19 protein-coding genes and 1 pseudogene are annotated in these 23564 nt (G+C 56.9%); 17 read left to right on the forward strand and 3 right to left on the reverse strand.

Going from position 1 to position 23564, the window contains the following annotated elements; genetic code table 11:
* Positions 1 to 72 precede the first annotated feature (72 nt).
* The 6 genes from pepP to gcvP all read left to right on the forward strand — a co-directional run bounded on the left by pepP (position 73) and on the right by gcvP (position 8807).
* On the forward strand, positions 73 to 1401 hold the full coding sequence (pepP, locus tag O1V66_RS20840; protein ID WP_045049580.1) for a Xaa-Pro aminopeptidase: 1329 nt from the start codon (positions 73 to 75) through the stop codon (positions 1399 to 1401).
* A 4-nt stretch (positions 1402 to 1405) separates the two neighbouring features.
* On the forward strand, positions 1406 to 2584 hold the full coding sequence (ubiH, locus tag O1V66_RS20845) for a 2-octaprenyl-6-methoxyphenyl hydroxylase (protein ID WP_045049579.1): 1179 nt from the start codon (positions 1406 to 1408) through the stop codon (positions 2582 to 2584).
* Between the two features lie 55 nt (positions 2585 to 2639).
* Positions 2640 to 3863 (forward strand): FAD-dependent 2-octaprenylphenol hydroxylase, encoded by a 1224-nt coding sequence (ubiI, locus tag O1V66_RS20850; protein ID WP_045049578.1) that lies wholly within the window; start codon positions 2640 to 2642, stop codon positions 3861 to 3863.
* 397 nt (positions 3864 to 4260) lie between these two features.
* A complete protein-coding gene (gene gcvT / locus O1V66_RS20855) occupies positions 4261 to 5355 on the forward strand; it encodes a glycine cleavage system aminomethyltransferase GcvT (protein ID WP_045049577.1) in 1095 nt (364 codons plus the stop codon).
* 50 nt (positions 5356 to 5405) lie between these two features.
* Positions 5406 to 5792, forward strand: coding sequence for a glycine cleavage system protein GcvH (gcvH, locus tag O1V66_RS20860; protein WP_045049576.1), 387 nt, complete (start codon positions 5406 to 5408; stop codon positions 5790 to 5792).
* Positions 5793 to 5933: 141 nt separating this feature from the next.
* A complete protein-coding gene (gcvP, locus tag O1V66_RS20865; protein WP_045049575.1) occupies positions 5934 to 8807 on the forward strand; it encodes an aminomethyl-transferring glycine dehydrogenase in 2874 nt (957 codons plus the stop codon).
* Between the two features lie 142 nt (positions 8808 to 8949).
* Here gcvP and O1V66_RS20870 read toward each other — a convergent pair whose 3' ends face one another.
* Both O1V66_RS20870 and O1V66_RS20875 read right to left on the reverse strand, forming a co-directional pair.
* Positions 8950 to 10245, reverse strand: coding sequence for a carbohydrate porin (locus O1V66_RS20870; RefSeq protein WP_052673476.1), 1296 nt, complete (start codon positions 10243 to 10245; stop codon positions 8950 to 8952).
* A 120-nt stretch (positions 10246 to 10365) separates the two neighbouring features.
* Positions 10366 to 10920: a chorismate mutase gene (locus O1V66_RS20875; RefSeq protein ID WP_045049608.1), complete on the reverse strand. Its 555-nt coding sequence runs from the start codon at positions 10918 to 10920 to the stop codon at positions 10366 to 10368.
* Positions 10921 to 11106: 186 nt separating this feature from the next.
* Between O1V66_RS20875 and O1V66_RS20880 the strand changes: the two genes are divergently transcribed.
* Positions 11107 to 11853 (forward strand): SDR family oxidoreductase, encoded by a 747-nt coding sequence (locus O1V66_RS20880; protein WP_045049574.1) that lies wholly within the window; start codon positions 11107 to 11109, stop codon positions 11851 to 11853.
* A 5-nt stretch (positions 11854 to 11858) separates the two neighbouring features.
* On the opposite strand, the gene O1V66_RS20885 is transcribed toward O1V66_RS20880, so the two are convergent.
* A complete protein-coding gene (locus tag O1V66_RS20885) occupies positions 11859 to 12536 on the reverse strand; it encodes a GntR family transcriptional regulator (protein WP_045049573.1) in 678 nt (225 codons plus the stop codon).
* A 136-nt stretch (positions 12537 to 12672) separates the two neighbouring features.
* On the opposite strand from O1V66_RS20885, the gene O1V66_RS20890 reads away from it, so the two are divergent.
* The 10 genes and pseudogenes from O1V66_RS20890 (at position 12673) to alsE (ending at position 23562) form a co-directional block, all read left to right on the forward strand.
* A complete protein-coding gene (locus O1V66_RS20890; RefSeq protein WP_045049572.1) occupies positions 12673 to 13371 on the forward strand; it encodes a DUF2848 domain-containing protein in 699 nt (232 codons plus the stop codon).
* A gap of 114 nt (positions 13372 to 13485) precedes the next feature.
* Positions 13486 to 14769, forward strand: coding sequence for an amidase (locus O1V66_RS20895; protein ID WP_269128000.1), 1284 nt, complete (start codon positions 13486 to 13488; stop codon positions 14767 to 14769).
* Positions 14770 to 14857: 88 nt separating this feature from the next.
* Positions 14858 to 15502: a DUF4286 family protein gene (locus O1V66_RS20900; RefSeq protein ID WP_045049570.1), complete on the forward strand. Its 645-nt coding sequence runs from the start codon at positions 14858 to 14860 to the stop codon at positions 15500 to 15502.
* Positions 15499 to 16824 (forward strand): MFS transporter, encoded by a 1326-nt coding sequence (locus tag O1V66_RS20905; RefSeq protein ID WP_045049569.1) that lies wholly within the window; start codon positions 15499 to 15501, stop codon positions 16822 to 16824. The genes O1V66_RS20900 and O1V66_RS20905 overlap by 4 nt, the downstream gene beginning before the upstream one ends.
* A gap of 430 nt (positions 16825 to 17254) precedes the next feature.
* Positions 17255 to 18073 (forward strand): DeoR/GlpR family DNA-binding transcription regulator, encoded by an 819-nt coding sequence (locus O1V66_RS20910; RefSeq protein WP_045049568.1) that lies wholly within the window; start codon positions 17255 to 17257, stop codon positions 18071 to 18073.
* Positions 18074 to 18173: 100 nt separating this feature from the next.
* Entirely contained in the window at positions 18174 to 19157 is a 984-nt protein-coding gene (locus O1V66_RS20915) for a substrate-binding domain-containing protein (protein ID WP_045049567.1), read from the forward strand.
* A gap of 2 nt (positions 19158 to 19159) precedes the next feature.
* Positions 19160 to 20694, forward strand: a pseudogene (locus O1V66_RS20920) (sugar ABC transporter ATP-binding protein).
* Positions 20687 to 21676 carry an ABC transporter permease gene (locus O1V66_RS20925; protein WP_045049565.1) on the forward strand — a complete coding sequence of 330 codons (990 nt, stop codon included), beginning with the start codon at positions 20687 to 20689 and terminating at the stop codon, positions 21674 to 21676. The pseudogene O1V66_RS20920 and the gene O1V66_RS20925 overlap by 8 nt, the downstream one beginning before the upstream one ends.
* A gap of 112 nt (positions 21677 to 21788) precedes the next feature.
* The gene (locus tag O1V66_RS20930) at positions 21789 to 22817 is read left to right on the forward strand and encodes an ABC transporter permease (protein ID WP_045049607.1); all 1029 of its coding nucleotides are present in this window, start codon (positions 21789 to 21791) and stop codon (positions 22815 to 22817) included.
* Positions 22818 to 22881: 64 nt separating this feature from the next.
* The gene (alsE, locus tag O1V66_RS20935; RefSeq protein ID WP_045049564.1) at positions 22882 to 23562 is read left to right on the forward strand and encodes a D-allulose 6-phosphate 3-epimerase; all 681 of its coding nucleotides are present in this window, start codon (positions 22882 to 22884) and stop codon (positions 23560 to 23562) included.
* Positions 23563 to 23564 lie beyond the last annotated feature (2 nt).

Genomic DNA, 23564 nt, shown 5'->3' on the forward strand with positions numbered 1-23564 from the left:
AGAAGACAATCCATACAAGAACAACAAAAAAGTCCGGTAAACGTGGATAACATTCAATTTCAGGAGCAGGTGATGACAACAGTGACCCTTCCTCAACAGGAGTTTCAGGCGCGTCGTCAGGCGCTTATTGCCAAAATGGCGCCAGGAAGCGCGGCAATCATCTTTGCCGCTCCCGAAGCAACGCGCAACGCCGACAGCGAATATCCGTATCGTCAAAGCAGCGATTTCTGGTATCTGACCGGCTTTAACGAGCCGGAAGCGGCACTGGTGCTGGTCAAAAGTGACGATAACCATAATCACAGCGTGCTGTTCAATCGCGTGCGTGATCTGACCGCCGAGATCTGGTTTGGCCGTCGTGTCGGTCAGGATGCCGCACCTGCGCGCCTTGGCGTTGATCGGGCGCTTCCTTTTGACGATATCAACGAACAGCTTCACCTGCTGCTGAACGGTCTGGACGTGGTATATCACGCCCAGGGGTATTACGATTACGCCGACAGCATTGTGAATCGCGCGATGGAAAAACTGCGCAACGGTTTTCGGCAGAATCTCTCCGCGCCTGCGACCATCACCGACTGGCGTCCCTGGGTGCATGAGATGCGATTAATCAAATCGCCGCATGAAATTGCGGTGATGCGCCGTGCGGGCGAGATTACGGCGAAAGGTCACATCCGCGCGATGCAGGCCTGTCGCGCCGGCATGTATGAATATCATCTTGAAGGCGAAATTCACTACGAATTCAGCCGTCACGGCTCGCGCTCGCCGTCTTACAACACCATTGTGGGCAGCGGCGACAACGCCTGCATTCTGCATTACACCGAGAATGAATCCGAGCTGCGCAACGGCGACCTGGTGCTTATCGACGCAGGCTGCGAATACCAGAGCTATGCAGGCGACATCACCCGAACCTTCCCGGTCAGCGGCACGTTTACCCCGGCGCAGCGCGAGATTTACGACATCGTGCTCGCCTCCGAATACAAGGCACTGGAGATTCTGGGTCCGGGCCGCAGCATTCAGGAAGCGACCGAAGCCGCCATCCGCGTGATGGTGGAGGGGCTGGTCGGTCTTGGCGTGATGAAAGGCGAGGTCGACGAGCTGATTGCCGCGCAGGCGCATCGTCAGTTCTTCATGCACGGTCTGTCGCACTGGCTGGGGCTGGACGTGCATGATGTCGGCAATTACGGCACGGCCGATCGCAGCCGTACACTGGAACCGGGCATGGTGTTAACCGTTGAACCGGGTCTGTATATTGCGCCCGACGCCGACGTGCCCGAAGCCTATCGCGGCATCGGCATTCGTATTGAAGACAATATCGTCATCACCAAAACCGGTATCGACATTCTGACCGGCGACGTTGTGAAAGAAGCCGACGAGATTGAAGCACTGATGGCGGCGGCAAGATAATCTGATGAGCATGATCATTGTAGGCGGCGGGATGGCCGGTGCGACGCTGGCGCTGGCGCTCTCTTCGCTAACCCAGGGGCGTCTGCCGATTCATCTGGTCGAGGCGAGTTCGCCCGAGAACGTTACCCATCCCGGTTTCGATGCACGGGCAATTGCGCTGGCGCAGGGCACCTGTCAGCAACTGGCGGGGATCGGGGTCTGGTCGGCGCTGGCGAACTGCGCCACGCCTATCGTCGATATTCACGTCAGCGATCGCGGCCATGCCGGTGTGGTGAACCTCAATGCCGAACATTATGGCGTCGAGGCGCTCGGCCAGGTGGTCGAACTGCACGATGCCGGACAACGGCTGTTTGCGCTGCTGGCGAAAGCGCCGGGCGTGCAGTTGCATTGTCCGGCCCGCGTGGTCAACGTCGAGCGACAAAATGACAGCGCCAGCGTTACGCTCGACAACGGCGAGACATTGACGGCCAGCCTGCTGGTGGCCGCCGACGGTTCTCATTCCACGCTGGCACAGGCCTGCGGCGTTCGCTGGCAGCGTGAAAGCTATCGGCAGGTGGGCGTGATAGCCAATATCACGACCAGTTTGCCGCACAAGGGACGCGCCTTTGAACGCTTTACCGAACACGGCCCGCTGGCGTTATTGCCGATGTCCAAGGGACGCAGTTCGCTGGTGTGGTGTCATCCCCTTGAAAAAAGACAGGAAATCAACGGCTGGAGTGACGAGCGCTTCCTTGGCGAATTACAGCAGTCCTTTGGCTGGCGGCTCGGGAAGATGCAGCAAACCGGCGCACGGCAAAGTTATCCCTTACAATTATCAACGGCCAGCGGGCACATCGCCCACCGTCTGGCGCTGGTCGGCAATGCGGCGCAGACGCTGCACCCTATCGCCGGACAAGGCTTCAATCTCGGCCTGCGCGATGTCATGACCCTGAGCGAGACTCTCGCCGAGGCCTGGCAGAACCATCATGACATCGGCAGCTATCAGGTGTTGAGCCGCTATCAGCAGCGTCGCCAACCCGATCAACGCGCGACCGTCGGCATTACCGATGGTCTGGTGCGCCTGTTTGCCAATCGCTATACGCCGCTGGTCACAGGGCGTAATCTCGGACTGATGGCGATGGAGCGAATCCCTCCTCTGCGCGATGCCTTTACCCGCCGCACTCTCGGCTGGACAGAACGCTGAACACGCTGGCACAGGTCCAGCCTGACCGCAGAAAATGACAGGAATGGAATAAATTATGCAATCTTTTGATGTGGTTATCGCCGGTGGCGGCATGACAGGACTGGCGTTGGCCTGCAGCCTTCAGGGCAGCGGCCTGCGAATAGCGGTGCTCGAAACCCGGCAGCCCGACGACGCCCCTTTGCCCGAGATCCCGGGCGTGCGCGTTTCGGCAATCAATGCCGCCAGCGAGCGCCTGCTCCAGCACATCGGTGCCTGGAACGCTATCATCGGCCAGCGTGCCAACCCGTATCAGGGCATGGAAGTGTGGGACCGCGACAGCTTTGGCAAAATCGCCTTTCGCAGCGAAGAATACGGGTTCAGCCATCTTGGGCATATCATCGAAAACCAGGTGATTCACCGCGCCCTGTGGCAGCGTGCCGAGCAGTTGAACGAGGTCGAAATCTTCGCGCCCGCCAAGCTTAAAAACGTGGCATGGGGCGAGAACGAAGCCTTTATCAATCTCGAAGATGGCCGCATGCTCACCGCACGGCTGGTGGTCGGTGCCGACGGTGCTCATTCCTGGCTGCGCCAGCACGCGGATATCCCGCTGACCTTCTGGGATTATCGCCATCATGCACTGGTTGCGACGATTCGCACCGACGAACCGCACCAATCTGTGGCACGTCAGGTCTTCCACGGCGAAGGTATTCTGGCTTTCCTGCCGCTGGCCGATGCGCATTTGTCGTCGATAGTCTGGTCCGTTTCGCCGGAAGAGGCCGAGCGGCTGTCTGCGCTGACGGATGCCGAGTTCAACAAGATTCTTTCCAGCACTTTCGATCTGCGCCTTGGCGTGTGTGAAGTGGTCAGCGAACGCCAAACCTTCCCGCTGACCGGCCGTTATGCGCGCAGTTTCGCGGCGCAGCGGCTGGCGCTGATTGGCGATGCGGCCCACACCGTGCATCCGCTTGCGGGGCAGGGCGTGAATCTCGGCTTTATGGATGTCGCCGAATTGGCTTCTGAAATCAAGCGCCTGCAACGAGAAGGCAAAGATTTTGGTCAGTACCTGTATCTGCGACGTTTCGAACGCAAACGCAAACACAGTGCCGCGGTGATGCTGGCGGGCATGCAGGGGTTCCGTGAACTCTTTGCGGGCAATAATCCGGCCAAGAAACTGCTGCGCGACATCGGCCTTACGCTGGCCGATTCCCTGCCCGGTGTGAAGCCGCAATTGCTGCGTCAGGCGATGGGGCTGAACGATTTACCCGACTGGTTGCAGAGCAAAGATCTTCAGCTGAAATAATCTAATTCCGCTCATCAATTTCCATTACTTTTTCTAATCCGGCGCAGAATTTCGCACACCACAAATGGTGCGAAATTCTGCGCTCGCGTTACATAACATCGATCTCTTTGCGATTTATTTATAGATTTTGCGCGATAAACCCCATTTTTCCAGCTAAAAATTCTGCATCATGCCGCGCGGCATTTCCTGATACTCAACCGATGACACCTATTTTAACTTATGGTTAGCAGGGACATTCGGTGGTAACGTTCAGGAAAAGGTATCGTTTGCGTCGGCACAGTTCTTGCACAGTTCTCGACCCGGTTTTGATGCATTGTCGTTCAATTCACAAGGCTGTTGCGGCCTCGGCACTGCGCATAAATCGGGCATACCGCTTTGATAAAGAATGAGGAAAAAGATGACACAGCAGACTCGGTTATATGATCAACATGTGGCCTGTGGCGCACGGATGGTCGATTTTCACGGCTGGATGATGCCCCTGCATTACGGCTCCCAGCTGGATGAGCACCATATTGTTCGCAATGACGCCGGCATGTTTGACGTTTCCCATATGACTATCGTCGATTTGCATGGCGCACGCACCCGCGAATTCCTGCGTTATCTGCTGGCCAATGACGTTGCCAAGCTGACCCAGCCGGGCAAGGCGCTGTACACCGGCATGCTGAATGCCTCCGGTGGCGTTATCGATGACCTCATCGTCTATTTCTTTACCGAAGATTTCTTCCGTCTGGTCGTCAACTCCGCCACGCGTGAAAAAGACTTGGCCTGGATCACCGAACACGCCAAACCGTTTGGCGTTGAACTGACCGTGCGTGATGACCTCGCGCTGATTGCCGTGCAGGGCCCGCAGGCCAAAGAGCGCGCCCAGACGCTGTTTACCGATGAACAAAAACAGGCCGTAGAGGGCATGAAGCCTTTCTTCGGCGTAGAAGCCGGTTCGCTGTTTATTGCCACTACAGGTTACACCGGTGAAGCCGGTTACGAGATTGCCCTGCCGCAGGAAGAGGCCGCCGAATTCTGGCAGAAACTGCTGGCGGCGGGCGTGAAGCCGGCCGGTCTTGGCGCGCGCGATACGCTGCGTCTTGAAGCGGGCATGAACCTGTATGGTCAGGAGATGGACGAAGGCGTGTCGCCGCTGGCTGCCAACATGGGCTGGACCATCGCCTGGCTGCCGGAAGATCGTGATTTTATCGGTCGCGACGCACTGGAAAGACAGCGTGAAGACGGCACCGATCAACTGGTTGGCCTGATCATGACTGAAAAAGGCGTGCTGCGTAACGAACTGCCGGTGCGTTTCACCGACGCCGCGGGCAACGTGCAGGAAGGCGCTATCACCAGCGGATCTTTCTCACCGACTCTGGGTTACAGCATTGCGCTGGCTCGCGTCCCAGCGGGTATCGGCGAGCAGGCTATCGTACAAATCCGCAACCGTGAAATGCCGGTGCGTGTGACAAAACCGAGCTTCGTGCGTAACGGCAAAAGCCTGGTTTAACTGCTTTCTTATTGATTCACCTATAAATTAAAAAATTTCGGAGAGTAATTATGAGCAATGTCCCAGCAGAATTGAAATACGCGTCTTCTCACGAGTGGATTCGTTCAGAAGGCAACGGCCTGTACAGTGTCGGCATCACCGAGCACGCGCAAGAGCTGCTGGGCGACATGGTCTTCGTCGACTTGCCGGAAGTCGGTCGCACCGTTGACGCAGGCGAAGACTGCGCCGTGGCCGAATCCGTGAAGGCGGCGTCAGACATCTATTCACCTATCAGCGGTGAAATCGTCGCTATCAACAGTGAACTGGAATCTTCGCCTGAACTGGTCAACAGCGAGCCTTATGGTGACGGTTTCCTATTCCAGATCAAAGCTTCCGACGAATCCGAACTCGACAATTTACTCGATGCCACGGCCTACGCCGCCACATTCGAAGACTAATGACGCGTCGTACCTGAAACGACAGCCGCATTGGCCGCCTTGCCGTCGCGCCAATGACCCCGGGTAAATAGTGAGTAGTTCGATAATTTCAGTAACGCGTTGTCTCGATACCTCAATGCAAGATTTAGGAATGCGTAGCACATGACTCAGACTCTTAGCCAACTTGAACACAGCGAAGCCTTTATCGGTCGCCATATCGGTCCTTCATCCCTTCAGCAGCAGCAGATGCTGGAAACCGTAGGCGCGAACTCGCTGAACGCCCTAATCCAGCAGATTGTTCCGGCCGACATCCAGTTACCGGGTCCTCCTGCGGTCGGCGATGCGGTGACCGAGCATCAGGCTCTGGCGGAGCTGAAGGCGATTGCCAGCCAGAACCAGTGCTACAAATCCTACATCGGCATGGGCTACAGTGCCGTGCTGACCCCGCCGGTTATCCTGCGCAACATGCTTGAGAATCCGGGCTGGTACACCGCCTATACGCCTTATCAGCCGGAAGTGTCGCAGGGCCGTCTCGAAGCGCTGCTGAACTTCCAGACGCTGACCCTCGACCTGACCGGTCTGGATCTGGCCTCCGCTTCGCTGCTCGATGAAGCGACCGCCGCCGCAGAAGCGATGGCGCTGGCAAAACGCGCCAGCAAGCTGAAAGACGCGAACCGTTTCTTCGTGGCCGACGACGTGCATCCACAGACGCTGGACGTCGTGCGCACCCGTGCCGAGACCTTTGGTTTTGACATCATCGTCGACAAGGCCGAAAAAGTGCTGGATCTCGACGGCGTGTTTGGCGTGCTGGTACAGCAGGTCGGCACAACCGGTGAAATCCACGATTACAGCGCGCTGTTTACCGAGCTGAAATCCCGCAAGATTATTACAAGCGTTGCCGCCGACATCATGGCGCTGGTGCTGTTGAGCGCACCGGGCAAGCAGGGTGCCGACGTGGTCTTTGGCTCCGCGCAGCGCTTTGGCGTGCCGATGGGCTACGGCGGTCCACACGCCGCATTCTTTGCCTGCCGCGACGAATTCAAACGGTCCATGCCGGGCCGCATTATCGGCGTTTCCCGCGATGCCGCCGGTAACACCGCGCTGCGCATGGCGATGCAAACCCGCGAGCAGCATATCCGCCGCGAGAAAGCCAACTCCAACATTTGTACCTCGCAGGTGCTGCTGGCCAACATCGCGAGCCTGTACGCCGTATTCCACGGGCCTGAAGGTCTGAAACGCATCGCCAACCGCATTCATCGTCTGACCGGCATTCTGGCCGCAGGCCTGAAAAAAGGCGGTTTGACCCTGCGCCATCAAAGCTGGTTCGACGCGCTGACCGTTGACGTGCAGGACAAAGCCGCCGTGCTGGATCGCGCCCTGAGCTTTGGCCTGAATTTCCGTACCGATATTCACAATGCGGTCGGTATTACCCTCGATGAAGCCACTTCTCGCGAAGACGTGCAGGTGTTGTTCTCCGTGCTGCTGGGCGAGGATCACGGGCTGGATATCGATGCGCTCGACAAGGCCGCCAGCACTGACAGCAACGCGATCCCTGCCGCCATGCTGCGTCAGGATCCTGTCCTTACGCATCCGGTATTCAACCAATATCACAGTGAAACCGAAATGATGCGCTATATGCATCGTCTCGAGAAAAAGGATCTGGCGCTGAATCAGGCGATGATCCCGCTGGGTTCCTGCACCATGAAGCTCAATGCTGCGGCCGAGATGATCCCTATCACCTGGCCTGAATTTGCCTCGCTGCACCCGTTCTGCCCTATCGAGCAGGCAGCCGGCTACCAGCAGATGATAGGTCAGCTTTCCCAGTGGCTGGTTCAATTGACGGGCTATGACGCGGTCTGCATGCAGCCAAACTCCGGCGCGCAGGGCGAATACGCGGGTCTGCTGGCGATTCGTCATTATCACGAAAGCCGTAACGAAGGCGGTCGTCATATCTGTCTTATTCCAAGCTCCGCGCACGGCACGAACCCGGCGTCGGCCCAGATGGCGAGCATGAGCGTAGTGGTGGTCGCCTGTGACAAACAGGGCAATATCGACCTGAATGACCTGCGCGAGAAAGCGGCGCAGGCGGGCGACGAACTGTCCTGTATCATGGTGACTTACCCGTCTACCCACGGCGTGTATGAAGAAACCATTCGCGAAGTGTGCCAGATTGTTCACCAGTACGGCGGTCAGGTTTACCTCGACGGCGCAAACATGAATGCGCAGGTCGGCATCACCACGCCAGGCTATATCGGCGCCGATGTTTCGCACCTCAACCTGCACAAGACCTTCTGCATTCCACACGGCGGCGGCGGTCCGGGCATGGGTCCTATCGGCGTGAAAGCGCATCTGGCCCCGTTTGTACCGGGTCACAGCGTCGTGCAGATTGACGGCGTGCTGACCCAGAACGGCGCGGTTTCGGCGGCACCGTTCGGCAGCGCCTCCATCTTGCCTATCAGCTGGATGTACATCCGCATGATGGGCGCGGAAGGCCTGAAGCAGGCGAGCCAGGTGGCTATTCTTAACGCCAACTATATCGCGACCCGCTTGAAGGATGCGTATCCTGTGCTGTACACCGGCCGAGATGGCCGGGTGGCGCACGAATGCATTCTGGATATCCGCCCGCTGAAAGAGGCGACCGGTATCAGTGAAATGGATATCGCCAAACGTCTGATCGACTACGGATTCCACGCGCCGACCATGTCGTTCCCGGTTGCGGGCACGCTAATGGTCGAGCCAACCGAATCAGAGAGCAAAGTCGAGATCGACCGTTTTGTCGATGCATTGCTGGCGATCCGCGCTGAAATTGAGCAGGTCGCGCAAGGTCAATGGACGCTGCAGGACAACCCGCTGGTTAACGCGCCGCACACGCAGGCCGAGTTGGTCAGCGAGTGGGAGCACGCCTACAGCCGCGAGCTGGCAGTGTTCCCTGCGGGCAGCGACGACAAATACTGGCCGACCGTAAAACGTCTCGACGACGTGTACGGCGATCGTAATCTGTTCTGCTCATGCGTGCCGATTGCCGACTACGAATAATCGCCTCGCGCTGCCGGAGTGTTCCGCTGGCAGCGCAGATATCGGCTGTACACGGGGTTCGACGCCCCATAAAAAAATCCCTGACATCACTGTCAGGGATTTTTTTGCTTCTCAATCGGGTGTCGAAAACGCCTACACCCGGTTAGAGCTGGATTTTAACCTGCACGCCTGCGACCCACGCATCGGTAATCTGCTTGTTGGTGAAAGCCCCCGGCTCTTTGATGTATTGCAGACTCGGACGCACCGACAGCCACGGCGTAGCCTGCAGACTGTAGGTCAGCTCGACCAGTTGCTCTGCGCGATCCAGACCGGAAACGGTATCCGCGCCCGCGTAATCGCCGGCCGCCTGAAGACTGGCGATGTCATTGTTGCGGCTGTTGCGATTGTACACCGCCTTGCCGTACCCGATGGAGATGGCATCTTTAGGGCGCGACTCGAACGGAGCGGTCAGCACAAAACCTGCCGAATACCAGTGGCGGAAAGTGGCAGTGGCTTTATCGGCCGTAGTCCATTCGCCGAACAGATGAAGGAACTGCGCCTTGTTGGTCGAAGACTTCCAAATGGTCTGATCGCCGAGAATGTAACCCCCGCTGCGTCCTGAAGAGAGGCTGTCGCTGTTGTCGATGCGCGAGACTTTCGACGTATCGTGGTAGTAGCCAAATTTATACTGGCCCGGCAGGTCACCGTGATAGCTGTAAATCGCTTCAACCGGAATGATGGCGCCGGTCGTGCCGTGAACAAACGGATTAAAGGCCTTGGACGGCGCGCTGCTGGTGCGCGGATTGACATCGAAAACGGCGGTTTGAATCGCCCAGCTGTCATTGAGCTGATATTTGATTTCGCCACCCAGATGCGCCGAAGGATAGTTGCCCCAGCCGCTGCCGCCCGACATGGTCAACGGATGCGCGCAGAAGGCGGCGTTCATGAAGGTGGTCAGGAGCGACATGCCGCCAAAATCGTTGCCCATCGCCATCAAACCAATCTTGTACGTCAGTTTTGGCGTGGCAAGCCAGTTCGCATAGCTGAATTCGGAAAGGCGGGTGTAATAGCCGCCCGCCACTTCCTGCACTGGCAGGCGGTTGCCGACCAGATCTTCGGAGGTGCTGCGGCCGCGGCGGTCGTTAATCAGCAATTGCACGGTACCGGCGTGGTCGCTGTCCAGCATCTTGTCGAGATCAAAGGTTGCGCCGACTTTGACCTGCTGGGCATAGCGGGTGCCGTAGCTTTCACCGCCGCTGATAACGCCTGCGGTTTCGGAGACGTATTCCCCCGTGAGGGTTACGCCGTCATTCTTCAATTGGGTGCGTTCGCCGCCCCAATCGCCGGTTAAGGTATCCTGATGCCAAAAATCAACGGCTTGCGCCTGAGCAAAACTCCCCGCGGACCAGAACAGAAGACTTGCGGCCAGAGGGGAAAGAGTCAAAAATCTTGTTTTCATCGAGTATGAGGCCTGAAGTGCAGAAGGAAATCCGGCCGCATTATACATTGAACCAAATGATTCGAAATAACCTGCATTACAAAATAGCAACTTTTGCTCATTTTACATAACGAGCCGTTTTCATTTTTGCGCTTTGAGATGCACCTGCCCAAGCGCGTGATAGAGTTGGATCTTGTCGGCCCGAGTCAGATTATCCTGCTGTAAGTCTTCAATAAATTCGGCCTGATTGTCGGGAGAGATTTTGCCGTTGGCCTTTAACTCCAGCGCCAGCCTTTGCAGAATCTGGTCGGAAAGCGAGGCAATATTTTTTCTGACCTCGTCCAGAGGACGCGGCTGCCACGCGGTTTCGGGTGAGGCCAGCCAGTCTGCGCGATAGCGATATTGAATGGCCTTGGCCGCACTCATCTGCGCCACGATGAAAGGCTTTACGGAGAGAGGATCAAGCCCCAGCTTTTCTGCCGTCTGTTGCGTGGCGACCAGCACTTTATCTTCCTGAGACAACACCTCGACCGGTTGATGATTGACTGCCTTGCTGCCTGCCACGTCTTTCATGTAGGAAAGCCGCTGATTGATAAGACCCGGCAGAGTGTCTTTGTCCGAGGCCAGCGCCGCAAGCGGCAGGGTCGCCGCCGTGACGGCACTAAACAGCAGTGCGCGGCAAAAGGTTTTGCCCATAAGAATGGGAAAAGACGAGGTTAATGCGGGAAACGGCAGGCAACGGGCAGGCATGGTTATTATTCCCTGTATTATTGACTATCTTGATGAAGTGTAAGCAACATCATACGCATTCGGCGATAAAAGGGCAGAATAAAACCGCCCATTTTTCACTCAATCCTGAACGTTTGCCAAAGGTTTAAGAAGATGAAGAAAATTGCTCTGGTCACTGGCGGCAGCCGTGGCATTGGTCGTGCTACGGCGCTGTTACTGGCGGAAAAAGGTTATCAGGTCGCGGTTAATTATGTGAACAACCATCAAGCTGCGCGACAGGTTGTCGACGAGATTACCGCTCGCGGCGGGACGGCGATGGCCGTGCAGGCGGACATTTCCAGCGAACATCAGGTTGTCGCAATGTTTGCCCACATTGTGGCGACGTGGGGGCCATTAACGGCGCTGGTGAATAACGCAGGCATTTTGTTTGAACAATCGACGATTGAAAACCTCTCGGCAGAGCGTATCAATCGTGTGTTGAGCACGAACGTGACCGGATACTTCCTGTGTTGCCGGGAGGCGGTCAACATCATGTCTCACCGACACGGCGGGCAGGGCGGCGCGATAGTCAATGTCTCTTCGGCGGCATCTCGACTGGGCGCACCCGGCGAATACGTCGATTATGCGGCGTCGAAAGGCGCGGTAGACGCGCTGACTACCGGTCTTTCGCTGGAAGTGGCCGCACAGGGCATTCGCGTCAATGCCGTCAGGCCCGGATTGATCTACACCGAAATCCACGCCAGCGGCGGAGAAGCGGGTCGTGTGGATAGAGTGAAAGCCGGTTTGCCCATGCAGCGGGGTGGACAACCCGAAGAAGTGGCAGAGGCAATCGTCTGGCTGCTTTCAGAAGCCGCCTCTTACGTGACCGGCAGTTTTATCGACCTTGCGGGCGGAAAGTAAGACTGTTAGCCCCGCAGCAGCGCATTGCGGAACGACAGAATATGCGCTTCGGCGGCTTGGGCAGCAGCCTCGGCATTTTGTTCGGCCAGCGCGTGGATAATGGCCCGGTGTTCCTTGATAACTTCCTGCACGTGGCCCTCCTTGGAGAGCGAACTGGCCCAGAAGCGCTGCGCCTGTGCGTGCAGCACACTGAGAATATCCATCAGCATCTTGTTGCCGGCCACCTGCGCAAGACGCTGATGAAACTGGTTATCCAGCAGCATCATGCGATTGCGATCGCGCCGTTCGCTGGCCAGTTCAATCTGGTGGTTGATGGCCTCGAGTTCTTCGAGATCCTGCAGTGAAATACGCGGGCTTGCCAGCTTCATGCAGAGCACCTCGTTCGCCAGGCGGACCTCGATAAGCTCAAGCGCGTCATCTATCGACAGCGGTGACACCATGACCCCCTTGCGCGGAATAATCTGCAGCAGCCCTTCATTCGACAGACGATGGATAGCCTGATTGATAGGCGTGCGGCCCATCGACAGATCGTTCATCACCTGCGCGGTATTCAAATATTCGCCCGGTTTATAACCGAGAGTCACCAGCGCCTGCTTAAAGCGGCGATAGGCCTGCTCGTTTAACGACAAACTGGATTCATCGCTTACCGCTGTTCCATGACTTTCTGCGTCCACAGATTTCACGCCTTACTCCCGCCGAATTAATTTTTAGACATTCTACACAAAAACATGGCACGGAAATCGCTTATTTAATGAATAAAGTTATAGTGAAATTTCACTGTGTTTTTAAAACAGACCGATTTCCCGAGGATGCCAAGCCATGAAACTGACCTTTTCCCTGCCCGAAAGTACCGATAAAAACCCAGGATTTTCAACGTTCGAAGCCGATATCGACAAGCTGGTGATTGCCGGTTGGGCAGGCCGCGACCCCGACGCCATTCTGCACCATATCAGTGAGCTTGAAGCAATAGGCGTGCCCCGTCCGAGTGCAGTCCCGCTGTTTTACCGCGTGGCGGCCAACCAGCTGACTCAGGATAAAACGGTGGAGGTCATCGGTAGCGCTAGTTCCGGTGAAGCCGAAGTCTTTATTTTTACCCATCGGGGCGAGATGTTTGTTTCGCTGGCCTCAGACCACACGGACCGCGAGCTGGAATCACACAGTGTCGCGCTTTCCAAGCAGCTGTGCATCAAGCCCGTCGCCACGACCGCGTGGCGGATGAAGGACGTCGCTGAACATTGGGACCAGCTGATTCTGCGTGCATGGATAAAAGAAGACGGCGAATACCGACTGTATCAGGAAGGCCCGCTTTCCAGCCTGCGCAAACCTGACGACCTGTTAAGCCGTTATCTCGAGGAAAGTGAAGTGCCTGCCGACGGTCTGGGCATGACCTGCGGCACGGTCGCGGCCATAGGTGGCATCCGTCCTGCAACGGAATTCCGGATGGAGCTTGTCGACGAGATTCTGGGTCGCAGCATCAGCCACACCTATTTAAGCCTTGAACTGCCCGTTGTCGCCTAATCGCGACCGGACGCCGACCCCGATTGAGGAGCATCACCATGACATCGCAGATTTTTCCAAGCCTGCAACAGGCTATCGAACCAGCTGGCACTCGGCACCGTCACGGCCACGCAATTGACAGAGCGCGTGCTGGCCAACATCAATGCCGCCGAAGGCGAGGGCGCGCGGGCATTTACTCAGGTTTATGAACACTGGGCGCGCGAGCAGGCGGCGGCTTCTACTCAACGCCGCGCGGCGGGTGAAACCTTGTCGGCTATCGACGGCGTGCCGGTATCCATCAAGGATCTGTTCGACGTGCAGGGCGAAGCCACGACCGGCGGTTCGCGCGTTTTGGCTGATGCCCCTGCTGCCGAGGCCCATGCCGATATCGTTACGCGGCTGCTGGCTGCTGGCGCGGTCATTGTCGGTAAAACCAACATGACGGAATTCGCCTATTCCGGTTTGGGCATCAATCCTCATTACGGCACGCCGGCAAATCCGTGGGACCGCGCCGCGCGCCGCATTCCGGGCGGCTCGTCTTCCGGCGCGGCAGTGTCGGTCAGCGATGAGATGTCGTTCGGTGCCGTCGGCAGCGACACCGGCGGTTCGGTGCGAATTCCGGCAGCTTTCTGCGGCCTGACCGGCTTCAAACCTACTGCTCGCCGCATATCTCTGTCGGGCGTACTGCCGCTTTCGGCCTCGCTGGATTCGGTCGGGACGATAGCCCGCGACGTGGCGAGCTGCGTGGCGCTGGACGCCGCCATCGCCGGGAATCCGTTGTCGCTGACAGTGAAACATCTTGCCGATGCCCATTTTGCCATTCCGCAAACGCTGGTGCTGGACGGCCTGGATGCAGAGGTGAGCGCCGCCTTTGCGCAGGCCATCGCCACCCTGAAACAGGGCGGGGCGCAGATTACCGAGATCCCGCTCGAAGAACTCGCGGAACTCGCCAGCATCAACGCCACCGGCGGATTTACCGCGCTGGAGTCCTGGGCATGGCATAAACCGCTGATTGCCGAACGCGCCGAAGGTTATGACCCTCGCGTCGTTTCGCGCATTCGTCGTGGCGAACCGCTGGGTGAAAGCGATCGTCAGCAACTGGTCAGTCAGCGCGCCGACTGGCAACAGCGCGTTGGCAGCAAGATTCAACAATACGACGCACTCCTGATGCCCACAGTGCCATTTATCGCCCCGACCATTGCCGAACTGGAAGCCGACGAGGCGACCTATTTCCGCGTTAACGGCGCGGCACTGCGCAACCCTTCCGTCATCAACTTCCTCGACGGCTGTGCGGTTTCCCTTCCTTGTCAGGCTGAAGGTCAGGCGCCGGTCGGACTGATGGTCGCGGCTTTACCGATGCAGGACGAAACGCTGATGAGCTGGGCGCTGGAAATGGAACGCTGCCTCAAAGCCCGGTAAAGGCTGCGGCAGGAACAACAGAAATAGAGATTTTTTCGGCACTTATTTTACAACACCACAATCACTCTGGATAAAGACAGGACAGACAATGAACTCTTCAAATCAGGGCATGCTTTTTGTCGCCACAGACGTCGCCGCTCAGGACGAAGCGGATTTCAATCAATGGTACGACCGCGAACACGTTGAAGAACGCGTACGTATCGAAGGATTTCTTTCCGGCACCCGCTATCAGGCGTTGCAGGGCGGACGTAAATATCTCGGCCTCTACAAAACCGAGTCTCTGGAGAGTTTCACTTCTGCGGCCTATCACGCAGCCTTTACCCGCCAGACAGCGTGGTCGGTAGCCAACCTGCAAAAAATGCGCTCGCCAATGCGCCGCGTGTGCGCCATCCGTGCCGTGGTTGGAATGGGCACTGGCAGCCATCTTGCCATTCTTGCCTTGCCGGAAGGCACTCGGGAAGACGCCATTGCCGCGCTCGGAGAAACGCTTTCTGCCCATAGCGGATTTATTCGCTCGAGCCTGCTGACCCCTGACGCCGCACTCAGCACGCCGCTGCCGAAAGAGTCCACCGAAAATCGCGTGTTATTCCCCATGATGCTGATTGAAAGCAGCAGCGTCGAAGCCTCGCAGCGTCTGGCGGCTCATGCCTGCCACGCTCTGGATTGCCCGTTGGCCGACGTGCTGCACTATGGCCTTGGCTGGCAACTTACTGCACAGGAGTTGAAATCATGAGTCTTTCTTCTACCGATCCAAAGGTTTTGCCAAAAAATACCGCCGATACCGAGCACGCGCCGCCTAAAACCGGCCGCCTGGCAGCGGCAAGCTCGATAGGGACCGCGCTGGAGTGGTATGACTTTACCGTCTACAACATCATGGCGGCATTGATTTTCAACCATGTGTTTTTCCCGTCTTTCGATCCGCTGGTCGGCACCATTCTGGCGTTCTCGACCTATGCCGTAGGTTATGTTTCCCGTCCTATCGGCGGCATGATCTTCGGGCATCTGGGCGATGTGCTTGGCCGTAAGTTCGTGCTGGTCACCACGCTTGTCATCATGGGCGTGACCACTGCGCTGATGGGCCTGCTGCCGGGTTATGCAAGTTGGGGGATCTGGAGTCCGTTGCTGCTGGTCAGTCTGCGCTTTATTCAGGGGATTGCCCTCGGCGGCGAATGGGCTGGCGCGGTATTGCTGTCGATGGAACACGGTAAACCCGAGCAGCGCGGTCGCAATGCCTCTTTTGCCCAGGTCGGCCCTTCCTGCGGCACCTTGATTGGTACCGGCCTTATTACGCTGGTGACCGTGTTTCTCTCGGCAGAAGACTTCCAGCAATGGGGCTGGCGCATTCCTTTCGTGCTGAGCCTGGTGCTGGTTATCTTTGGCCTGTGGCTGCGCCGCGGCGTGGGTGAAACGCCGGCCTTCCTCAAGCTCGAGCAAACCAAAAACACGACACACGCCCCGATTAAAGAGGTGTTTACGCAGCATCTGCGTCCGTTGCTGGTGGCCGGTGGCGCGCGAATTGGTTCCGATGTGCTTTACGCGCTGGTGGTGGTCTTTACGCTGACCTACGTGACGACGGTGCTGAACCTGCCGCGTCCGCTGGCGCTGACGGCAACCATGCTGGGCGCGCTGGGCAATGCCATTACCGTTCCCCTGTTTGGCGCACTGTCGGACAAATGGGGGCGTCGTCCGGTCTACATGCTGGGCGCTGCGCTGGCGATTGTCTGGTCTTTCGTGTTCTTTATGCTGCTCGACAGCGCACATCCGGTGCTTATCTGTCTGGCGGTAATCGGAGGCTTGCAGGTTCACGCGATGATGTACGGACCTCAGGCGGCCTTCGTCACCGAACAGTTCCCGGCGCGAGTGCGTTACGCGGGGTCTTCACTGGCCTATACGCTTTCCGGTATTGTCGGCGGCGGATTTGCGCCCCTGATAATCACCTCGCTGTATAAGGAGTACAGCACGACATTCGCCGTTTCAGCTTATGTCACCGTGGCGTTGCTGCTGACCTTGCTGGCCGTGTTTGCCTCCCGGGAAACAGCCCGAAAACCGCTGTAGCACGCCAGAATGAAAGGGCAGACAGCGTCTGTAAAAGGCGACCCGCAGGGTCGCTTTTTATTGCGGGCAGGAGACGTCGTCGGGTTGCGGCCCTCGCACAAGGGACTTCTCTTTAGCCTGTCACGACTATCCGTCACCTCTCCTCTGACCGAATTCGGTCAATCCCACATAAACGGTCATTAACGGTCAGTCATGACGTCGTGGTTTTGTGACCGTTTGCTGTAATCCCGATGACCGTTTGCAAGATTAAAAGCGATTTAATGCTAGCAAGGCGGCAAATCGCAATTAATTCATTTCACCTTTTCTCATTTTTTTTGACAACTATCACATGGCGAGCGCGGCAAAAAGACTGCGCGATCGGCTTTGAGGCAACGCGCATTCATCACTCGGGCGCTTGCGTATCTTATTGAACATCAGGAAGGGGACAAAAATGCTGCCTGTCGAACGTCATCGTTTTATTACCGAAGTCCTTAGCCAGCGCGGTCGTGTGCTGGTGCAGGAAGTAGCCGCCATGTGTCAGATATCGATGGAAACGGCTCGCCGTGATCTCTCGCTATTGGAGAAACGCGGTGTGTTGCAACGCAGTCACGGCGGCGCGGTGTTTGTGAGTGAGCAGGAAAGCGAAAAGCTCTATGTGCCGTCGCAAATCGAGCAGGGAGAATCGTTTCGTGACCGCAGCAATCAGGCGCCGGATCAGAAAACGCGGATCGCCAAACGGGCATTGGCCTTCATTAATCCGGGCGACTGTCTGCTGCTCGACAGCAGTTCAACCAGCTGGTTTCTCGCCCGCCAGCTGCCGGACATCCAGCTGGTGGTGCTGACGAATTCCCTGCACATCATTCAAACGCTGGCGGCCAAGGCCAACGTCAAGACCATCGGGCTGGGCGGAGAGTATTCGGCAAAGTATGAAGATTTCATTGGCGTGCTGGCCGAAAAGATCTTGAAAGAGTTCGTGATTAACAAGCTGTTTTTCTCCTGTCACGGCATCAGTCATGAAGGCGGGATCCGCGAAAGCAACGAGCATCACGCCCGATTGAAACAGCAGATGCTGCTGTCGTCGGAACACAAGATTCTGCTGGCCGACTCCAGCAAATTTGGTCGTCGTTCGTTTGCACGTATTTGTCATTACCGCGAGATAGACACGCTGATTACCGATTCGCTTGACGATGAAGAGTTCAGACAGGAGCTGGCCTGGAGCAACGTTAACGTGATTGAAGTGGCGCCGGTGAAAAGCCGGTCCAGAACCTGAAATGTAAGCCCGGAAACTTTTACCTCTTAGTCACAACAACAATAACAGCCGTGGCGAGTCACTGACTGCGGCAAAACTGACACCTTGTGGAGTGAAAAACATGAAGAAAACTGTCCTGGCCTGTCTGTTTGCCGCCGCCGCTCTGTCTCTCTCGGCGCATGCCGCCGACAAAATCCGGATGGGCGTCGTGGTCAAAGTCGGCGGCAATCCGTGGTTCAACGCGATGGAAGTCGGCATCAAGCAGGAAGCGGCCAAAGAGGGCATCGATGCCTGGCAGGTCGGCCCAACCGGTGCCGACCCCGCGTTGCAGGTTCGCGCCATCGAAGACTTGATTGCCCAGAAGGTCGATATCATCGGCGTTGTGCCGAATGACGCCAAGGTGCTGGAGCCGGTACTCAAGCGCGCCCACGACGCAGGCATCAAGATAATCACGCACGAATCACCGGATCAGAAATACGCAGACTGGGATTTCGAGATGGTCGATGCTGAACAGCACGGCATCAACCACATGATTGCGCTGGCGAAATGCATGAAAGAAACCGGAAATTACGCGGTTTACGTCGGCAGTCTGACAGTGCCGGTACACAAAAGATGGGCCGATGCGGCCGTCAAGTATCAGCAGGAACACTATCCCAATATGCATCAGGTGGGCGACCGTTTCGGGGTTGCGGAATCTCTGGATGACACCATCCGAACCACCAATGATCTGATGTCCAAATACCCTGATCTGAAAGGCATTCTGGCAATTGGTTCGCAGGGCCCCATCGGCGCGGGTCGTGCGGTTCTTAATCGCGGCAAGACCGATGACATCTGCGTTTACGGGCCATTCAGTCCGGGTCAGGGCGCTTCGCTTGTGAGAAACGGCGCTATCGATGGTGGCTTTATCTGGAATCCCATGGTTGCCGGCGAGCTTTTCGTGCGCATCGCAGGAATGATTGAGAAAGGGCAGAAAATCACGGACGGGATGGACATCGAAGGCATGGGCAAAGTGAAAGTCGATGAAACGACGCACACGATTGTCGGCAATCGTACCGAAAGTCTCGACAAGGAAAACCTGCCGAAACTGGTCAAAATGGGGCTGTAATTATGGCGATCTCCGAGATTATCCAGCATGACACCACAGACGCAGAAAGCGGGCGTCCGTTAATCGACGTTCACGATCTTTCCGTGACTTTTGGCGGTCAGCGCGCACTCAACAATATTTCGCTGCGATTGATGCCGGGTGAAGTCCACTGTCTGGCAGGGACCAACGGCTGCGGAAAAAGCACGCTTATCAAGGTTATCTCGGGGTTTACCAGCCTGACAGCGGCTGCCGAATTATGCTCGGCGATCAGACATTCAGCAAATTGACGCCGGATCAGGCGCGCAGTTTCGGGATTCAGGTTATCTATCAGGATCTGTCGTTGTTTCCGAATCTGACCGTGGCCGAAAACATCGCTTTCGAGCACAACCTGCGCGGCCTGCTCGGCTGGTATCGGCCGGGCCGTCTGCGCGAGGCCGCACAGCGAATACTCGACGAACTGCAGTTTTCGCTGGATCTCGACAGCAAAGTCGCTGCACTGCCGATAGCACAGCGCCAGCAGGTCGCCATCTGCCGCGCGCTGGTCGCCGATGCCCGGCTGGTGATTATGGATGAGCCGACCGCCTCGCTGACGCGTACCGAAGTCAATCAACTGCTGCGCACCGTGCATTATCTGAAACAAAAAGGCATCAGCGTCGTGTTTGTCAGCCATCGACTGGATGAAGTGCTGGAGATTTCCGACAGCGTGACGGTTATCCGCGATGGTCAGAAAGTCGGGACCTTCCCCGCCGCCGAAGTCAGCAGCGAGCGGCTTACCGAACTGATGACGGGCCTGAAACTCAACTACGCGTTGAAGGCGGCGAACCAGCACGACGAGCGAATCATGCTGGAGCTGGACAACCTGACCCGCGCCGACCAGTACCACCATGTCAATCTCAAGCTGTATCAGGGCGAAGTGCTGGGACTCTGCGGGTTGCTCGGCTCGGGGCGCACAGAGCTGGCGCTGAGTTTGTTCGGCATGACGCGTCCGGACAGCGGAAAAATGTATCTCGACAGCAAGCCGGTACGTTTTCGCGGTCATGAAGATGCTATCAAATCGGGGATTGGCTATGTTTCCGAAGACCGTCTGACGCTGGGTCTGGTGCAGCAGCAATCCGTGGGCGACAACACCGTGCTGGCGATTATGGATCAGCTGCGCAGCCGTTTTCATCTGATAGACGAGTACCGCAAAAACAAGATTGTTTACCAGTGGATCGAAAAGCTCGGCGTCAAAGTGGCGGATCCTGATCAGGCGATTTCGACGCTTTCCGGCGGTAACCAGCAAAAGATCGTTCTGGCCAAATGGGTGCTCACCCAGCCGAAGATCCTGATTCTCGACTCGCCAACGGTCGGCGTGGATGTCGGCGCCAAAGCCAGTATTTATCAGCTTATCCACCAGCTGGCGGCGGAAGGTATCTCTATCTTGCTGATTTCGGACGAAGTACCCGAAGTCTATTTCAACTGCGATCGCGTGTTGCACTTTAGCGAAGGCACCGTGCTCGGCGAATACTTTCCACGGGCGATAACCCAGCAGCAGCTGGCGGAGGCGGTCAATGCGTAAACTCAATCGACTAAAACCTGCCAGCAACGAAGGCTATCTGGCCTGGGTGCTGGTGGTGCTGATTGTCATTTTCTCCCTGCTCAGCAATCAGTTTCTTACGCTGCGTAATCTGCTGGATCTCAGCGAAAGCTACGCCGTAAGCGGGATCTTTGCCCTTGGGCTGTTCGTGGTGCTGGTGACCGGCGGCATTGATATCTCGTTCGCCGCCGTTGCCTCGGTGGTGCAATACCTTATTGCCACGCTTGCCATCAGTTACGGCATGACCAATCCGCTGGGCAGTATCGTGCTGGCAATCGCCATCGGCACCACGCTTGGCATGGTAAACGCCGTACTGATTTATTCCCTGCGCATTGTGTCGATCATCGTGACCATCAGTATGCAGTCTCTGCTGTTCGGCATGCTGATGTGGCTGACCAAGGGCACCAGTCTGTATGACCTGCCGGAGTGGCTGATTACGCCGCTGAAAATCCTGCCGTTTAGCGTCGGCAGCGATCATTACCAGCTTGGTCTGCCGCTGGTGGTGATGCTGGCGGTCGCGGGGCTGACGTGGATCCTGCTGAACAAAACGCACCTCGGACGTCAGCTGTTTGCCGTCGGCGGTGATCAGGAATCGGCGCGTCGTATCGGGATCCGCGTGGGGCTGCTGCATCTGTTTGCCTACGGCTATCTTGGCGCGATGGCGGCGATTGGCGGGCTGGTGCAGGTTTATCGCGTTGGCGAAGTGGTGCCCAATGCGCTGGTGGGCGGCGAGCTCGATGTGCTGGCGGCAGCGGTGCTTGGCGGTGCAAGCCTCAACGGCGGCAAGGGAAGCGTGGTCGGCACCCTGATGGGCGTATTCCTCATCGGTATCCTCAAGAACGGCCTGAATCTGATAGGCGTCTCCAACTACTTTATGAACGTGGTTATCGGCTGCGTGATCGTGGTGGCAATTACCGTAACGCACTACAAGAAACGCAAAGAAACCGATGTCGGCTTTGCCTGACGTTTCCCGTCCCGGCAGTTGATGCATTGATCTCGATGACAGGACAAGTAAAGGAGCAGCCATGTTTGCCAAATCCAAGAGTCTGACCATGAAACAGAAAACCGACAACAAGATGCCGTCACTGACCCGCTTTAAAATGCATCCGACGAATGTTGGCCTTTCGCTGCTGCTGATTCTGGTGGTTATCGGCTTTAGCATCGCGATGCCGGGCCGCTTTTTCAGTGACGCAACCTTTATGAGTGTTGCGTTTCAGCTGCCCGAGCTGGGTCTGCTGACGCTGGCGATGTTTATTCCCATCCTTAGCGGCGGGTTGAATCTGTGCATTATCGCCACCGCGAACCTGACCAGCTTGCTGATGGCGTGGGTATTTATGACCTATCTGCCCGCCGATGCCAGCATGACCATGCAGGCCGTATGGCTGACGATTGCGCTGGTGGGCGCGATGATTCTGGCGCTGGTGATTGGCATGCTGACCGGCGCGCTGGTGGCCTACATCGGCGCGCACCCGATTCTGGTGACTCTCGCCACCATGACGATGGTCAACGGTATCGGTATTTATCTTTCTCGCGGCGCGGCGCTCAGCGGCATGCCCGACATCGTGCGTTTTATCGGTGCTGAAACCGTGTGGGGAATTCCGGTGCCGCTTATCGTATTTCTAGCCACGGCGGTGCTGATTTCCATTTTTCTTGAGCGCACTCGCCTTGGCAAATACATCTATATGAGTGGCAGCAACATCAATGCCACCCATTTCAGCGGCGTAAACACCCACCGTGTGCTGATCGCCATTTACGTGCTGTCGAGCATGCTGTGCGTGATTGCGGGTCTCATCATGATGGCGCGTTTCAACTCGGCGCGGATGGGATACGGCGACTCTTATCTGCTGCTCACCGTGCTGGCGATTATTCTCGGCGGCACCGATCCCTTTGGCGGCTTCGGAAAAGTCAGCGGCGTCGTGCTGTCGTTAATCGTGCTGCAAGTTATCGCGACTGGTCTGAATCTGCTTAACGTCAGCCCGCATTTCAGCCTGGCGATGTGGGGCGTGGTGCTGATTGCCGTTCTGGCGGTGAAATTCTTCCGCACCCGTTATCTACAGCGCCGAGCCAGTCGTCGCAGCGCCGCCAAAGCGCGTGCGCTGCTCTGATTTTCTCGTTTTATCTTTCACTTACACTCGAACAATGGCCTCTGGGGGCCTTCAGGAAAACGCCATGGAATACAAAATTTCGCCGTCATTAATGTGTATGAGCCTGTTTGATATCAAAGAACAACTGGCGGTGCTCAATCGCCGCGCAGACATGCTGCACATCGATATCATGGATGGGCATTATGTGAAAAACATTACGCTTTCCCCGTTCTTTATCGAACAAATCCGCCCCCACACCCAGCTTGTGCTCGACGTGCACATGATGGTGGAAAATCCGACCGACTTTATCGAGGCGATCGCCCGGGCCGGTGCCGATTTTATCTGTCCCCACGCCGAAACGATCAATCGCGATGCGTTCCGCGTGATCAACCTGATCCGATCCTTTGGCAAAAAAGTGGGCGTGGTGCTCAATCCGGCGACGCCGGTCGAGTTCATCCAGCACTATATTCACCTGCTGGATAAAATCACCATCATGACTGTCGATCCGGGTTATGCCGGGCAGCCGTTCATTCCTGAAATGCTGAATAAAGTCAGCCAATTACGTGATTTAAAACAGCAGCACGGCTACAGGTATCTTATTGAAATCGATGGATCCTGCAACGAGCGTACTTATCATGATCTCATGGGCGCGGGCGCTGAAGTGTTAATCGTGGGCACCTCCGGCCTGTTTAATCTGGATAACGATCTGGATAAGGCCTGGGACAAAATGCTCGACCAGATGCGTTTGGCACGTCAGGCAGCCTGAGG

Origin of the sequence: Rouxiella chamberiensis, from assembly GCF_026967475.1 — a bacterium.
Classification (GTDB): domain Bacteria; phylum Pseudomonadota; class Gammaproteobacteria; order Enterobacterales; family Enterobacteriaceae; genus Rouxiella; species Rouxiella chamberiensis.